Here is a 14,570-nt window from a genome sequence, read left to right as displayed (position 1 = left end):
GCTTGACCTTCAAGAGCCGTTCGGACTCGGACAACCGTCGGCTGCCCCTGTGCTAGCGCCAGCGTCTGCCCAGCTTGGTCATCGACCCTGCGCCTGCCTCAGAACAGGCGCCAAGATCCCCGACCCCGCTTGGTCCTAGGCGGGTGGTTGCAGAGGGATCTGGCGCACGCCCTAGAATGGGCCGCTTTAACCCACGAGTTTCACATGACCACTGCCAAGAAGCCAACCGCATTCAGCCGAGCCCTCACCCCCAGCGCCGAGCTGGCCGCTGTGATCGGTGCAACGCCGCAACCCCGCACCGAAGTGGTGAAGCTCATGTGGGAATACATCAAGGCCAACAACCTGCAGAACCCGGCAAACAAGCGGAACATCTTGGCGGACGCCAAACTCAAGGCGGTGTTCGGCAAAGACGAAGTCACCATGTTTGAAATGACCGGGCTGGTGGGCAAGCACCTGAGCTAACCCACTACGGCGCCCGGCTCTCGGGCCGGGCGCTGTGCGGTGAGCCATAGGCGGCTCATGCGCACGGGTCTGCCACAGCAGCGCCCACCCAGCTCGACGGGCCGCGCCTCGCCGGTCCGGTCGCCAGCCTCCTGACGATTCCGTCGGCGCTTGAATCGCCTCACCTCAATCCCGCCTTCCTCAACCGGTAGCCAAACTGCCGCAGCGTGAGCCCCAGGCTTTGCGCGGCTTGGCTCTGGTTGCCGTGGTGGCGCAGCAGGGCGTCTTGCAGGGTTTGGGTGCTGTGTGAACGGGCACTTTGGTAGTCGCGCACGTGGCTTGCCGGCAGGGGTAAGCTGGGCGGCGGCTCGGCTGCGGCCGGCGGTGCCCAGGCTTCGGGCATGAAGCGTTCCAGCGCGGCGGCGCTGATGCCGGGGTGATCGGCCAGCAGCACCAGCCGCTCAATCAGGTTGCCCAGCTCGCGGATGTTGCCGGGCCAGTTGTGCGCTTCCAGCCGGGCCAGCGCGTCGGGCGCCAGGTACACGTTGCGCTGGTGCGCCTGGTTGGCGCGGCTCACAAAGTGCAGCGCCAGGGCGCGCACGTCTTCGCGGCGTTCGCGCAGGCTGGGCAGGCGTATGGGGATGACGTTGAGCCGGTAATACAGGTCTTGCCGGAAGCGCCAGGCCTGCACCTCGCGGGCCAGGTCGCGGTTGGTGGCGGCCACCAGCCGCACGTCGATGTGCAGTTCGCGTTGGCCGCCCAGTCGCACCAGCGTGCCTTCTTGCAGGGTGCGCAGCAGCTTGCTCTGCATGGGCAGCGGCAGTTCGCCAATTTCGTCCAGAAAAATGGTGCCGCCGTTGGCCTGCTCAAACCAGCCGGGGCGCGCGCTGTGGGCGCCCGTGAAGGCGCCGCGCTCGTGGCCAAAGAGTTCGCTTTCAAACAGCGTCTCGGGAATGGCCGAACAGTTGACCTTGATGAACGGCTGCGCATGCCGGCCACTGGCCAGGTGTACGGCGCGGGCAAACAGCTCTTTGCCCGTGCCCGACTCGCCCAGCAGCAGCACCGTGGCTTGAGATTGCGACACCCTTTCCAGCTCGCCCAGCGCTTGCAGCAGCGCGGGCGAACGGCCAATGAGGCCGTAGCGCGCGGTGTGGGTGTCCAGCGCGCGGCTGAGCACTTCGTTGCGGGCTTCGAGCTGGCGGGTTTGCTCGGCCACCAGCTGTTCCAGCTGCAGCAGCTGCCCAGCCAGCGTGGCCAGCAGGCGCAGCACGGCCAGGTCGTCGTTCAGGTGGCGCTGGCGGCTGCGGATGCGGTGGCAGCCCAGCACGCCCACGGTGGCACCGTTGATTTCAATGGGCAGCGCAAGGTAGGCCACGGTCTGCGGCGGCAGCTCGGTGCGCGCCACGGTGCGAAACAAAAACAGGGGTTCGGCGTCCACGTCTTGCACGATGGCGGGCAGCCCGCTGGCCAGAACCCGCCCGGTGATGCCCTCGCCCCACTGAAACACGCCGCGCGCCGCCTCGTCGGTGGTGAGGCCGTAAGCATGGCGCACCGAAGCCGTGCGCGGCTGGCCCGGCAACACCTCGTCAGCCAGCACCATGCGCCCGCGGTTCAGGCCCAGCAGCTCGCTCATGAGGTGCAGCATTTCGCGCAGCACAAACGCCGGCGCCAGGCTACGGCCCACGAGCTTCATCACCTCGCGCATGAGCAGCAGCTCTTGAGCGGGCCAGTCGGTGGCGGGGTCGCTGGCGTCGGAAAGTGGGCGTTGCGGTGGCATGGCTGTGTGGCGGTTGCGGGTACTGCTAGCAAACATCGCACCAGAGACGTGATGAACCACATGAAAGCAGGCTTTAAAACCCTGCCATCCAACGAAAGAAGGCTTTTACACGCGTGAGGCGGGCCCTGCTGAGCTGGTGGGGCTGCTGGCCGGGCGATCTTGAGAGGCTTGAGCGGCTACCTCACCCAAACGAGGTCAAGGCAGGTCTACCTAGCTGCTGAAGCACTCCATGAGCGCACAAGCCCCGCAGCAGAGTGCCACTGGGCCATGCTTTAAAATCAATCCCTCTCAAGGAGCGCTGCAGCGACCCACCGACCCGGTGGGCGTCAGGCTTGAGACACCGGGCGTCTACCGCCCCGCCGGTCCGTCCGGCCCCCAACGGCGCTCACCAGTTTCAGCCTGCAACCCTGGTGAGCCCCATGTCCGTTGATTCCACCTCGTCTTCTTCTTCGTCCGCCGTGGCCGTGCCGCCCATGCTGCTGTCTGGCCTGGAGCCGCTGCGCATTGGCACCGACAGCCTGTTTGTGAACGTGGGCGAGCGCACCAACGTCACCGGCTCCAAGGCGTTTGCTCGCATGATCCTGAACGGCGAATACGAGCAGGCGCTGGCCGTGGCGCGTCAGCAGGTGGAAAACGGTGCGCAGATCATCGACATCAACATGGACGAGGCCATGCTGGACAGCAAGGCCGCGATGGTGAAGTTCCTGAACCTGATCGCCGGCGAGCCCGACATTGCGCGTGTGCCGGTGATGGTGGACAGCTCGAAGTGGGACGTGATTGAAGCCGGCCTGCGCTGCGTGCAGGGCAAGGGCGTCGTCAACTCGATCAGCATGAAAGAGGGCGTGGACGAGTTCAAGCGCCAGGCCGGGCTGGTGAAGCGCTACGGCGCCGCTGCGGTGGTGATGGCCTTTGACGAAAAGGGCCAGGCTGACACCTACGAGCGCAAGGTGGAAATTTGCGAGCGCGCTTACCGCGTGCTGGTGGATGAAGTGGGTTTCCCGCCGGAAGACATCATCTTCGACCCCAACATCTTCGCCATCGCCACCGGCATTGAAGAGCACAACAACTACGCGGTCGATTTCATCAACGCCACGCGCTGGATCAAGCAGCACCTGCCGGGCGCCAAGGTGAGCGGCGGTGTGTCCAACGTGTCGTTCAGCTTTCGGGGCAACGACCCGGTGCGCGAGGCGATCCACACCGTCTTTCTGTACCACGCCATCAAAGCCGGCATGGACATGGGCATCGTCAACGCGGGCATGGTGGGCGTGTACGACGAGCTGGAGCCCGAGTTGCGGGAGCGCGTGGAAGACGTGGTGTTGAACCGCCGGCCTGATGCGGGCGAGCGCCTGGTGGAAGTGGCCGAAAACGCCAAGGGCGCGGCCAAGGACGACAGCAAGAAAAACGAGTGGCGCGGCCTGCCCATCCGCGAGCGGCTCACACACGCGCTGGTGCGCGGCATGAACGAGCACATCACCGAAGACACGGAAGAAATGTGGCGCCTGATTGAGGCCGCCGGCGGGCGCCCGCTGAACGTGATCGAGGGCCCGCTCATGGACGGCATGAACGTGGTGGGCGATCTGTTTGGCCAGGGCAAGATGTTTCTGCCGCAGGTGGTGAAAAGCGCGCGCGTGATGAAGCAGGCCGTGGCCCACTTGCTGCCCTACATCGAAGCCGAAAAGCTGGCGCTGCAGGCGGCCGGTGGCGACGTGAAAGCCAAGGGCAAGATTGTGATTGCCACCGTGAAGGGCGACGTGCACGACATCGGCAAAAACATCGTCACCGTGGTTTTGCAGTGCAACAACTTCGAGGTGGTGAACATGGGCGTGATGGTGCCCTGCCACGAGATCCTCGCCATGGCGAAGAAAGAGGGCGCAGACATCGTGGGCCTGTCGGGCCTGATCACGCCCAGCCTGGAAGAAATGCAGTACGTAGCCAGCGAGATGGAGAAAGACGCGCACTTTCGCGACGCGCAGATTCCACTGCTCATTGGTGGCGCCACCTGCAGCCGTGTGCACACCGCCGTGAAGATCGCGCCGCACTACAGCGGCCCGGTGGTGTATGTGCCCGACGCTTCGCGCAGCGTGAGCGTGGCGCAGGGTTTGCTGAGCGATCAGGCGGCCAAATACATCGCCGAACTCAACGCCGACTACGACAAGGTGCGCACCCAGCACGCCAACAAAAAGCAGGTGACGCTGTGGCCGCTGGCGCAGGCGCGCGCCAACAAAACGCCCATCAAGTGGGCGGGCTTCACACCCACCCAACCCAAGTTCATTGGCAAGCGCCAGTTCAAGAATTTCGACCTGGCCGAGATCGCCAAATTCATCGACTGGGCGCCGTTCTTTCAGACCTGGGACCTGGCCGGCCCGTACCCCGCCATCCTGGACGACGCCGTGGTGGGCGAGCAGGCCCGCAAGGTGTTTGCTGATGGGCAGGCCATGCTGAAGAAGATCATTGAAGGCCGCTGGCTCAGCGCCAATGGCGTGATCGGTCTGTACCCGGCCAACACGGTGAACGACGACGACATTGAGCTGTACACCGATGAGACCCGCAGCCAGGTGGCGCTGACCTGGCACGGCCTGCGCCAGCAAACCGAAAAGCAGATGGTGGAAGGCGTGATGCGCCCCAGCCGCTGCCTGGCCGATTTTGTGGCGCCCAAGGGCGCGGCCAACGACTACGTGGGCCTGTTCGCCGTGACCGCCGGGCTGGGCAGCGAAAAGAAAGAAAAGCAGTTTCTCGACGCGCACGACGACTACAGCGCCATTCTGTTCAAGTCGCTCGCAGACCGCCTGGCCGAAGCCTTTGCCGAGTGTTTGCACCACCGCGTGCGCACCGACCTGTGGGGTTACGCCGCGGGTGAGGCGCTGAGCAACGAAGAGCTCATCAAAGAAAAGTACCAGGGCATCCGCCCCGCACCGGGCTACCCGGCCTGCCCCGACCATTCGGTCAAGCGCGCCATGTTTGCGCTGTTGCAGTGCGACGACATTGGCATGGGTCTGACCGAAAGCCTGGCCATGACGCCGGCCGCCAGCGTGAGCGGTTTCTACCTGAGCCACCCCGACAGCACCTATTTCAACGTGGGCAAACTCGGCGAAGACCAGATGCAAGACCTGGCCGCGCGCAGCGGCGTGGCTGTGACCGATCTCAAGCGCTGGCTGGGCACCAACCTCTGAAGCCGCTCGTCCAGCCGGGTTGGCCGCCGACCTGACGGTGGGGGGTGGTGCAGGAAGCGCGTGCTACAAGGCCAGCACAGTGTTGGACTTGGGGTGATTCATGGCGGTGTGCGCGGCTTGCGGTGCCGAAAACAGGGACAAAGCCAAATTTTGCAAGGGGTGCGCCCAGGCGCTCGTGCCGCTCGCTGCGGCTGTGCCTGCGCCTGCGCCTGCGCCTGCGCCTGCGCCGGCGTCTAGAGGGCTGGCCTGCCCTGCGTGCCATGCGCTCAACCGGCGCTCCGCCACGGTGTGCAAGTCCTGCGAGGCCTCGCTGAGCCCGAGCCTGCCTGGTACAGCGGCCAGCACCGGTGTGGTGTTGGCTCGCCGCCGCTGGGGCTGGATCATCGGCCCGGCTTTGCTGGTTGCAATTGGTGCTGCCTGGTGGGTACAGGCACAGCACCCTGCTGCGCCCTATGTGCCGGTTGGGGCGCCTGTGGTGGCCCAGCCAGAGCCGACCGCAGGGCCACGGGTGCAGGTCACCATCACCGCCGCCCTAACGGTGCCAGCCGTTGCAGAAGCCCTGCTCCCGAGCGAAGTCCCGCCCCGCCCGGTACCCATGAAAAAAGAACCCAAATCCGCCAAAGCTTCCAACCCGCGCGGTACTGCGCAGGCCGAACGACAGAGCCCGCCCGCTACCCCACAGCCGGAACCTGCCGCAACCCAGGCTGATGGATTGCCGCGACCATCGGCCCCAGGCGAATCGGACCGTTTGCCCGCAGTTACCGCATCGGTGGACCAGCAGTGTGCCGATCGCAGCAACTTCATCGCCCGGGACATCTGCCGCATTCGAGCCTGCAACGACGCCGCCCGGGCGGCCGACCCGGTCTGTGTCCGGTTCCGCCAGATGGAAGAGGCGAACCGCCAGAGGCAGCAGAACTAGACCGATACCTCGACCGCCATACCGTGCTCGCCACCTGGCGGCACTGTCACCACCTCGTCCGCCGCGTTGGCGGTTTCCACGCAGACGAAGCGCAGGTACGCGTCGTCCTTCAGGTCGGTCATGCCTGCAGCGATGGAGATCCAGGGGTTCCACATCACCGCCGTGCGGCTGCCCTGTGCGCTCAGGCGGGTGCGGCGCTGCAAAGCGTCATCAACGATCGTCAGTGCGGCGGGTACACCGGTGTAAATGCGGTCCACTTCGGCGGCGATGTGCACGGCACCCGTTTGCCGCTTCACCGCGCCGCCCGCGCCGGTGGCATTGTCGATGTAGCTGCAGCCCTCCAGCCCAGTCACTGCGGTGCGCGCTATGTCGCCTACCGCAAAGTAACTGTGCAGCGCCTGCGTGATCTGAAACGGCGCATCGCCCGTGTTGCGCGTGGTCAGCGCCAGCCGCAGCGTGGTGCCCACGGTGATTTGCAGCGTCAGCTCAAACGCGTGCGGCCACAGGGCGCGGGTGTCGGGCGTGTCCCGCAGGCCCAGCGTTACCTGCGTTTCGCCCGCTGGAGTGGCGTCCGTGTTCAGCACCGACCACAGCCGGGTACGCGCAAAACCATGGTTCGGCCGCCCCAGGCCCTGCGGGTCGGGGCCAAACCACGGCCAGCACACCGGCACACCCCCGCGTATGGCCTTGCCCGCCTCGTAGCTCGCCCGCTCGCTGAGGAACAGCACATCGGCCTCCGCGCCCACCGGTCGGTACGACAGCACCTGAGCGCCGTACAACGACACCACCGCCTCGGCGTGCGCGTTGCGCACCTGCAAAAAGGGCAGGCCACCAGGACCGCTGATGAAGGTCAGGTGATTGGCCAAGGCGTGTGTGGCGTTGAGATCTTCGAGCGTCATAAGAGCGTGCAGTGGGTTGGATAAGCCGGAGGTCGTTCATTTTCCGTGAGCACTTGGCCGTTGACCTGATGAGCCACGCGATTTGCCTCCATGGCAAGTCGATTTTCAGTAGCCGAACCCATTCTCTTGTCCCGCATGGCTTAGCGTCTGCGTGCCAAGGGTTGGTCATAGAAAGCCTGCCCACGGATGGAGGCCGGGACGACAAAAGGACGCGCGTGGGCGCTGCAGGGTCCAGATAGTGAATACGCGTTGATTAAAATCGGGGTATTGCGAACAGGCGTGTTGCTGTGCCATTTCGCATTCCATATAAAGATTCACGGAGTGAAAATGATTCGAAGCCTGGTACGCATGACGTCTTCCCTTTCGGTTTGCCTGGCTGGTTCCATGGCCCTTTTGGCTTTGCCTGTAATGGCTCAAAGAGGCCCGGTACCCGAACTGAAATACATGAGTCCAAAGTGCGCTTCGATGCTGGAAGCTCAGCGCACGGCTCCGAGTGTGATGCGCAATCAGCCTTCCTTTGCCGAGATGCGGCGGAACTACAACGATCAGTGTGCTGAGGACCAGTCGCAAGCGCAGCGGCGCTGGTACGCCGAAAAGCGCGAGACCGAGCAACTGAATGCCGAACAAGACTACGCGATGAAAAAACAGCAGTTGCTCAGCGCCAACGAGGTCAAACGCAAGTCGGATCAATGCATGGAGATGCGCAGTGCACTGGAATCCCGCAAGAAACGCACGAACCTGACCGAAGGCGAAAAGCGCGACCTGGGGTTGTTTGAAACGGCTCAATGCCGATCTGCATGGAACTTGACCTTCAACACCTATGCGTGCTGAGGCCTGCGAAGCGCGGCGCTGCGTACTCGAACGGGTTGGCTGGAAGGTGCTTGAGCTTGGACAGGCGCAGGTGCGCAATGGCGATGAAGTTCCTGCTCGTTCTGAATCCGCGTGCGGCCCGCTTGGCGTTTTGCATCAGCCCATTCATGGCCTCCACAAACGCGTTGCTGCGTCCTTGCTGCATGCCCGTGATGACACCTTCGAAGTGCGTCTTGAGCGTACGCGCCAGCCGCTTGAAGGGCTCCAGGCGCGAGCGCATGGCCCAACCGATCCACTTGGTCAGACCCGTGCGGGCGACCTCTTCACCGTGACCCTGCGCCGCTGCCTCATACACCTCGCGCAGCGCCCCCTTCATGCGCCAGGCCCGTGCGCTTTGCAAGTTCGTGCGCTGCAGGGTGTACATCGCCTGTATGTGCCGCTGATTCCAGCTCGCATGGTGCGTGCGCATCGCCCAGCTCAGGCTGCGCCTGCTGGCGCGGTCCAGCTCGCCCAGCGCTTGCGCCACGGCGGTGGGCCGGCTTTTGAATTCGGCCGCGCGCACCTCATCCATGGCCTTGCCCGCCAGGGCCGCCACATGAAAGCGGTCATAACAGATGGCCGCCTGCGGCAGTTGCTGCTGTGCCCCTTTCAGGTAGGCCGCACTCATGTCCATGCTCACATGGCTGATCGCCTGGGCGCTCCCGCCATGTTCGGACAGGTCTTGGGTGAAGGCATTGACCGTCTGGTGATCGCGTCCCTCGGTGACAAAGAGCAGGCGCTTTTGCTGCAGATCGTGCACGGCCGTGACGTATTCGTGGCCCTTGCGCAGACTGGTCTCGTCAATGCCGATGTGGCGCACGCCGCTCATGTCGTCCTTCTGACGCGCAAGCTTGACGTAGTGCTCAATGCGCCGCCACAAGGCTTTGGCGTCGGCACGCAGGTGACGGGCCGCGTGGGCCACGGGCAGTTCTTTGCACAGGCTCAGCGCCAGCGCTTCAAACAGCAGCGTGAAGCCGCTGCCCTCGCGCGCCCAGGGCACCGGCACCTGGCTGGTCTTGCCGCAGGCGGTACAAGCTACGCGGGGTATGGCCGCGTGCAGCCAGGCTTCGAACTGGAAAAAATCCAGATGGCGCCAAGATCGCTCAATGCTCTCGTGGATGCCTTGATCGGGTGCGCCGCAGTGCGGGCAGGTCAGACGCCGCTCGGTGCAGACCACTTCAAAGTCAATGCGTTTCTTGGCGGTGCTCAACTCGGCGCGCTCGACACGCCAGGGGGCTTGCAGCCCAAGGGCTGCGGTGAACAGGGCTTCGGTGCTCAGGCTCATGGTCGGTTACGAAGGTGTCAGGGTGGCGGCAATCAGGCCAGAGTATCCAGCAACCTCACGCACTCAGCACGCATAGGTGTTGAAGGTCAAGTTCCATGCAAATCGGCATTGAGCCTTTGAAACCCGGTACCAAGAGCGCTGCAATTAAGCGCCCTGAAGGGACGTGTTCAATCCAGGCGACTGAACACGGTGGTGCTTTGATCCTGCTCGCGCAGGCTGAACGTTTCCTTCGTGACCGAAAGGACCGAATTGGCCTCGTGGTCTAAATGGTCGCCGGCCTTGAAAGTCCAGACGATGCGGTGGCCTTGGTAATGCCAGACACCGTATTGCAGCACCTCACCACTGTCGCGCCTGATTTCCCACTCACCGTTTTCGTACAGATGAATAGGAATGGTGGAGCGCGACGACTGCCATTTCCCGGCGAATGCTTTCTGGCTGAAGGCTTCGTCGCCCGAGCAGGCCGTCAGCGTGCCCGCTATGAACATGCACGCAAGTCCCAACCTGAGGCGGTTGGGGCGTATTCGCTGCGCACCAGGGTGTCTGCTCACGGTTTGTTCAGCGCCTTTCGCACCGCTTCCTCTTCTGAGCGCCGCAGCGCCGCCGATACCTCGTCGGCCCGGCGTTTGGTTTCCTGTTCGAAACGGAGCTGCTCCATCTCGGCCATCTGCTGCTTGCGTTGCGCCTCGCGCGCTTCAGCTTCCTTTCGCTGGTTCTCGCGAGACAACAGATCAGCCTCTTCGCGGCTGGCAGGGCGCACGCCATGTGTCTGGTAATACTCTTGCAGCACTGCTTTGTCTTCGGCCGAACGCTGGAGCGCACTGGGTGGATTCGTCACGGCCGCGCGCATGAACATCATTTGCAGCACCATGCCCATCACCGCCAACAGGCCAATGAATACCAGCGATTTGGTGAGCGACGACTTGAGGTTGGACAGCAACCACACCAACGTCGAAAGGCGCTCTTCCTTCGAAGCTTCGGTGCGGTGGGCATGGCGCGCCGTGGCTGCTTTCACGGGCGGCAGGTGGTTCATGAATCCACTCGGAGTTCCCAGCTGCTCCGGCTGCGCAGCGGCACTGGCGGCCAGGCTTTCTTGCCTTGCCTCGTCGTGTGCCAGCTTGGCGTCGTAAGCAAAGCGAGATGATGGGCTCGACAAGGTGTTGAGTGCGAGCTTCAGCGTCTGCATGTGCAGATCGAGGTCGGCTGCACTGAGTTTCGAGCGCTCGGCAATCAGTTTGTCCACTAGGCGGCCATGTGCTTGCTGGATGTCCTCAGTGGACGCGTGCCGGCTCACTTGCAGCCATTCGTAAAGAGACTTTTTGGCGGGCTTCACGGCGCTTTCTCGTTGAATGCGGGGCTTTAGATGTTACAGATTGTGCACGAGCGGACTGATTTCGCCTGGCACGGATCGGCCCCAGTCTGTCCTGCTAAAGCTGTGATTGCGCATGTTCATCGGTGGATCTGACGGTCCACTGTGTTCACCCCAGCCGCAGCGCCCGCCGGTACTGCACCGCTTCCGCCACGTGCCCTACGCCCACCGCATCGGCCCCGGCCAGGTCGGCAATGGTGCGGGCTACGCGCAGCGCGCGGTGGGTGCTGCGGGCGCTCCAGCCCAGGCGGGCGGCGGCGGTGTTGAGGAACTTGAGGGCGGCGGGCTCGGGGTGCACGTGTTCGTCCAGCGCCTGCCCGGCCAGCGCCTGGTTGGGCTGGCCCTGGCGGGCTTGGGCGCGCTCGCGGGCGGCTTGCACGCGCTCGCGCACCGCGTCGCTCGGTTCGCCGGCCACGCCGTGCAGCAGGTCGTCGGCGGGCAGGGCGGGCACTTCCACGTGCAGGTCGATGCGGTCGAGCAGCGGGCCGCTGAGCTTGCTCTGGTAGCGGTTGATCTGGTCGGGCGTGCAGCGGCAGGCTTTGGTGGGGTGGCCCAGAAAACCGCAGGGGCAGGGGTTCATGGCGGCCACGAGCTGGAACCGCGCGGGGAACTCGCTTTGCATGGCCGCGCGCGAAATGCGGATGTGGCCGCTTTCCAGCGGCTCGCGCAGCGCCTCTAAAGCCGCACGGGGAAATTCCGGCAGTTCGTCCAAAAACAGCACGCCGTGGTGCGCCAGCGAAATTTCACCGGGGCGCGGTGGTGAGCCGCCGCCCACCAGGGCCACGGCGCTGGCGGTGTGGTGTGGCGCGCAGGTGGGGCGCTGGCCCCAGCGATCCAGGGCGAAGCGCCCGGCGAGCGACGCCACGGCGGCGGATTCGAGCGCTTCTTGTGTGCTCATGGGCGGCAGCAGGCCGGCGAAGCGCTGCGCCAGCATGCTTTTGCCCGAGCCCGGCGGGCCCATCATCAACAAGCTGTGGCCACCGGCGGCGGCAATTTCCAGGGCGCGTTTGGCAGCCACCTGGCCTTTCACGTCGGCCAGGTCGGCGTAGCTGGGCGCCTGGCCGAGCTGCGTGGGTGCCAGGCGCACCCAGCCGCCGTCGTCGGGCGGTGGCTCGCCGGGAGCGTTGGCGTTTTCGTGCAGAAAGTGGGCCACCACGTCAAGCAGGTGGCGGGCACGGTGCACCTGGGCTTGCGGCACCAGGGCGGCTTCTTCGGCGCTGCCCGGTGGCAGCACCAGCCGGGTTTGCGCGGCGGCTTCGGTGTCAGCGGCGCGGTGCAGCGCCAGGCTCATGGCCAGCGCGCCGCGCACCGGGCGCAGCTCACCGCCCAGCGACAGTTCACCGGCAAACTCCCAGCCCGCCAGCCGCGCGGCGTCCAGCTGGCCGCTGGCGGCCAAGATGCCCACGGCAATCGGCAGGTCAAACCGCCCAGAGTCTTTGGGCAGGTCGGCCGGCGCCAGGTTCACCGTGATGCGTTTGTTGGATGGAAATTCAAGCCCCGAATTGGCAATGGCCGAGCGCACGCGTTCGCGTGCTTCCTTCACCTCGGTATCGGCCAGGCCCACCAGGGTGAAGCTGGGCAGGCCGTTGGCCAGATGGACTTCAACCTGGACTGGCCGCGCTTCAAGACCCAGCAGTGCGCGGCTGTGCACCAACGACAGACTCATGTGAATTCCTCCCTGTTTCGGTGCATGACCCGGGTTGAACGGCCCCGAAGGCCCGTTTCCGGTATTGCACTGTTTTGGTGCGCACGTCTTTGGTGTGACACCCGCCGAGCGTGGCAAAGAGTTTTCATGATGGCACAGGGGCGGCCTTCGGCCTGCACACGTCTGGGGGATGGAGGTGCTTTTGCAACACATGGCGACCTGTTTTTGGCCACAGGCGTGCAAAGTTGGCACGGTCCATGCTTGGGTGTGAATGCAACCGAATCCAACCCGTGGTGTGGGCCAGCCGGCCTGATCACCCTCCTGATCTAGAAGAGGAATCACAGCATGAAAATGGTCTCCGCCATCATCAAGCCGTTCAAACTGGACGAAGTGCGCGAAGCGCTCTCCGGCATGGGCGTGCAAGGCATCACCGTTACCGAAGTCAAGGGCTTCGGCCGCCAGAAGGGCCACACCGAGCTGTACCGCGGCGCGGAATACGTGGTCGATTTCCTGCCCAAGGTCAAGATCGAGGCCGCTGTGTCCGACGACCTGGTGGACCGCGTGATCGAAGCCATCGAAGGTGCTGCACGCACCGGCAAGATCGGCGACGGCAAGATTTTCGTCACCTCGCTGGAACAGGTGGTTCGCATCCGCACCGGTGAAACCGGCAAAGAAGCGCTCTGATCACCGCCACAGTTCAAGAAAGATCACGGACATGAAAAAACTACTTGCAACCCTGTTGTTGGGCATGGGTCTGGCCTTTGGCGGTCTGAACGCCGTGGCCCAGACCACCGAAGCGCCGGCTGCGGTGACCGCACCGGCTGATGCAGCGTCGGCCGCTCCAGCCGAAGCCGCACCCGCTGCAGACGCCCCTGCCGTTGAAGCGCCCGCTGCTGCGGTGGCCGCTGAAGCGCCTGCCGCAGAAGAAGCCAAACCAACCGTCGACAAGGGCGATGTGGCCTGGATGATGATTTCCACCGTGCTGGTGATTTTGATGGTCATCCCCGGCCTGGCGCTGTTTTATGGCGGCCTGGTGCGCAGCAAAAACATGCTGTCGGTGCTGATGCAGGTGATGGTGGTGTTCTCGCTGATCACGGTGCTGTGGGCCATGTACGGCTACAGCCTGGCGTTTGGCGGCGAAGGCCTGATCATCGGCAACCTTGACAAGGTGTTCCTGATGGGCGTCACCATGGATTCGCTGGCCGCCACGTTCACCCCCGGTGTGGCCATCCCCGAGTTCATCTTCATTGCCTTCCAGGCCACGTTTGCCGGCATCACCTGCGCGCTGATCGTGGGCTCGTTTGCCGAGCGCATGAAGTTCAGCGCGGTGCTGCTGTTCTCGGCCATCTGGTTCACCTTCAGCTACCTGCCAATTGCCCACATGGTGTGGGGCACGGGCGGTTACCTGCTGGACAAAGGCGCGTTGGACTTCGCTGGCGGCACCGTGGTGCACATCAACGCGGCCATGGCTGGCCTGGTGGGTGCTTACATGCTGGGCAAGCGCATTGGCTACGGCAAAGAATCCATGGCGCCTCACAGCCTGACGCTGACCATGGTCGGTGCCTCACTGCTGTGGGTGGGCTGGTTCGGTTTCAACGCCGGTTCCAACCTCGAATCCAACGGTGGCGCCACCCTGGCCTTCATCAACACCCTGGTGGCCACCGCCGCTGCGGTGCTGGCCTGGTGCATCGGTGAAGCGCTGGGCAAGGGCAAAGCGTCCATGCTGGGTGCGGCTTCGGGTGCGGTGGCTGGCCTGGTTGCCATCACCCCGGCCTGCGGTTCGGTGGGCCCCATGGGCGCCATCATCATCGGTCTGGTGTCTGGCTTCGCCTGCCTCTGGGGCGTGTCGGGTCTCAAGAAAATGCTGGGCGCTGATGACTCGCTGGACGTGTTCGGCGTGCACGGTGTGGGCGGTATCGTCGGCGCCTTGCTCACCGGCGTGTTCTCGGCCGGCTCGCTCGGCGGCATCAAGGGCGACGACTTTTCCATCGCCGGTCAGCTGTTCATTCAGGCCGAAGGCGTGGTCATCACCATGGTGTGGTCCGCTGTGGTCGCTTTTGTGGCCTACAAGATTGTGGACATGATGGTCGGTTTGCGTGTGTCGGAAGAAGCCGAACGCGAAGGCCTGGACATCACGTCCCACGGCGAAACCGCCTACAACCGCTGAGCGGTTCAGGTGTGCGCAACAAACTTCACAGGCTGTTGCCACCCCGTTGTTT

12 protein-coding genes, 1 pseudogene and 1 riboswitch are annotated in these 14,570 nt (G+C 64.3%); of the genes and pseudogenes, 7 read left to right on the top strand and 6 right to left on the bottom strand.

Annotated elements, in window-relative coordinates; translation table 11 throughout:
* Positions 1-204 precede the first annotated feature (204 nt).
* The gene (locus tag AC4QBL_RS17040; RefSeq protein ID WP_472902159.1) at positions 205-462 is read left to right on the top strand and encodes an SWIB/MDM2 domain-containing protein; all 258 of its coding nucleotides are present in this window, start codon (positions 205-207) and stop codon (positions 460-462) included.
* A gap of 160 nt (positions 463-622) precedes the next feature.
* On the opposite strand, the gene AC4QBL_RS17035 is transcribed toward AC4QBL_RS17040, so the two are convergent.
* Positions 623-2,218 carry a sigma-54-dependent Fis family transcriptional regulator gene (locus tag AC4QBL_RS17035; protein WP_472908480.1) on the bottom strand — a complete coding sequence of 532 codons (1,596 nt, stop codon included), beginning with the start codon at positions 2,216-2,218 and terminating at the stop codon, positions 623-625.
* Positions 2,219-2,502: 284 nt separating this feature from the next.
* A riboswitch (S-adenosyl-L-homocysteine riboswitch) is annotated at positions 2,503-2,612 on the top strand.
* 79 nt (positions 2,613-2,691) lie between these two features.
* Here AC4QBL_RS17035 and metH point away from each other — a divergent pair.
* The 3 genes and pseudogenes from metH (at position 2,692) to AC4QBL_RS17020 (ending at position 6,307) form a co-directional block, all read left to right on the top strand.
* A complete protein-coding gene (metH, locus tag AC4QBL_RS17030; protein ID WP_472902173.1) occupies positions 2,692-5,388 on the top strand; it encodes a methionine synthase in 2,697 nt (898 codons plus the stop codon).
* Positions 5,389-5,488: 100 nt separating this feature from the next.
* A pseudogene (locus AC4QBL_RS17025) lies at positions 5,489-5,632 on the top strand (zinc-ribbon domain-containing protein); the annotation flags it as partial.
* A 351-nt stretch (positions 5,633-5,983) separates the two neighbouring features.
* Positions 5,984-6,307, top strand: a complete 324-nt coding sequence (locus AC4QBL_RS17020; protein ID WP_472908482.1) for a hypothetical protein — start codon at positions 5,984-5,986, stop codon at positions 6,305-6,307.
* Here the strand turns inward: AC4QBL_RS17020 and AC4QBL_RS17015 are convergent.
* Positions 6,304-7,206, bottom strand: coding sequence for a D-hexose-6-phosphate mutarotase (locus AC4QBL_RS17015; RefSeq protein WP_472902162.1), 903 nt, complete (start codon positions 7,204-7,206; stop codon positions 6,304-6,306). The two genes, AC4QBL_RS17020 and AC4QBL_RS17015, sit on opposite strands and share 4 nt — an antisense overlap.
* Positions 7,207-7,554: 348 nt before the next feature.
* Between AC4QBL_RS17015 and AC4QBL_RS17010 the strand changes: the two genes are divergently transcribed.
* On the top strand, positions 7,555-8,037 hold the full coding sequence (locus AC4QBL_RS17010) for a hypothetical protein (protein ID WP_472908479.1): 483 nt from the start codon (positions 7,555-7,557) through the stop codon (positions 8,035-8,037).
* Here the strand turns inward: AC4QBL_RS17010 and AC4QBL_RS17005 are convergent.
* From AC4QBL_RS17005 to AC4QBL_RS16990, 4 genes are all read right to left on the bottom strand, one after another.
* Positions 8,018-9,340 (bottom strand): ISL3 family transposase, encoded by a 1,323-nt coding sequence (locus AC4QBL_RS17005; protein WP_472907315.1) that lies wholly within the window; start codon positions 9,338-9,340, stop codon positions 8,018-8,020. The two genes, AC4QBL_RS17010 and AC4QBL_RS17005, sit on opposite strands and share 20 nt — an antisense overlap.
* A 167-nt stretch (positions 9,341-9,507) precedes the next feature.
* The gene (locus AC4QBL_RS17000) at positions 9,508-9,825 is read right to left on the bottom strand and encodes a hypothetical protein (RefSeq protein ID WP_472902164.1); all 318 of its coding nucleotides are present in this window, start codon (positions 9,823-9,825) and stop codon (positions 9,508-9,510) included.
* A gap of 59 nt (positions 9,826-9,884) precedes the next feature.
* On the bottom strand, positions 9,885-10,670 hold the full coding sequence (locus AC4QBL_RS16995) for a hypothetical protein (RefSeq protein ID WP_472902165.1): 786 nt from the start codon (positions 10,668-10,670) through the stop codon (positions 9,885-9,887).
* Positions 10,671-10,815: 145 nt separating this feature from the next.
* On the bottom strand, positions 10,816-12,372 hold the full coding sequence (locus AC4QBL_RS16990) for a YifB family Mg chelatase-like AAA ATPase (RefSeq protein ID WP_472902166.1): 1,557 nt from the start codon (positions 12,370-12,372) through the stop codon (positions 10,816-10,818).
* A 324-nt stretch (positions 12,373-12,696) separates the two neighbouring features.
* On the opposite strand from AC4QBL_RS16990, the gene glnK reads away from it, so the two are divergent.
* Together glnK and AC4QBL_RS16980 are read left to right on the top strand one after the other, a co-directional pair.
* Positions 12,697-13,035 (top strand): P-II family nitrogen regulator, encoded by a 339-nt coding sequence (gene glnK / locus AC4QBL_RS16985; protein ID WP_056264790.1) that lies wholly within the window; start codon positions 12,697-12,699, stop codon positions 13,033-13,035.
* A 31-nt stretch (positions 13,036-13,066) separates the two neighbouring features.
* On the top strand, positions 13,067-14,518 hold the full coding sequence (locus AC4QBL_RS16980) for an ammonium transporter (RefSeq protein WP_472908404.1): 1,452 nt from the start codon (positions 13,067-13,069) through the stop codon (positions 14,516-14,518).
* The last annotated feature ends 52 nt before the right edge of the window (positions 14,519-14,570 follow it).

It is taken from the genome of Hydrogenophaga sp. L99 (assembly GCF_058731905.1).
This window is presented reverse-complemented; position numbering and strand designations above follow the sequence as displayed.

Coding starts and splice junctions, on each gene's coding strand:
- AC4QBL_RS17040 (WP_472902159.1), top strand. CDS start 205: ATGACCACTGCCAAGAAGCCAACCGCATTCAGCCGAGCCCTCACCCCC.
- AC4QBL_RS17035 (WP_472908480.1), bottom strand. CDS start 2,218: ATGCCACCGCAACGCCCACTTTCCGACGCCAGCGACCCCGCCACCGAC.
- metH (WP_472902173.1), top strand. CDS start 2,692: ATGCTGCTGTCTGGCCTGGAGCCGCTGCGCATTGGCACCGACAGCCTG.
- AC4QBL_RS17020 (WP_472908482.1), top strand. CDS start 5,984: ATGAAAAAAGAACCCAAATCCGCCAAAGCTTCCAACCCGCGCGGTACT.
- AC4QBL_RS17015 (WP_472902162.1), bottom strand. CDS start 7,206: ATGACGCTCGAAGATCTCAACGCCACACACGCCTTGGCCAATCACCTG.
- AC4QBL_RS17010 (WP_472908479.1), top strand. CDS start 7,555: ATGACGTCTTCCCTTTCGGTTTGCCTGGCTGGTTCCATGGCCCTTTTG.
- AC4QBL_RS17005 (WP_472907315.1), bottom strand. CDS start 9,340: ATGAGCCTGAGCACCGAAGCCCTGTTCACCGCAGCCCTTGGGCTGCAA.
- AC4QBL_RS17000 (WP_472902164.1), bottom strand. CDS start 9,825: ATGTTCATAGCGGGCACGCTGACGGCCTGCTCGGGCGACGAAGCCTTC.
- AC4QBL_RS16990 (WP_472902166.1), bottom strand. CDS start 12,372: ATGAGTCTGTCGTTGGTGCACAGCCGCGCACTGCTGGGTCTTGAAGCG.
- glnK (WP_056264790.1), top strand. CDS start 12,697: ATGAAAATGGTCTCCGCCATCATCAAGCCGTTCAAACTGGACGAAGTG.
- AC4QBL_RS16980 (WP_472908404.1), top strand. CDS start 13,067: ATGAAAAAACTACTTGCAACCCTGTTGTTGGGCATGGGTCTGGCCTTT.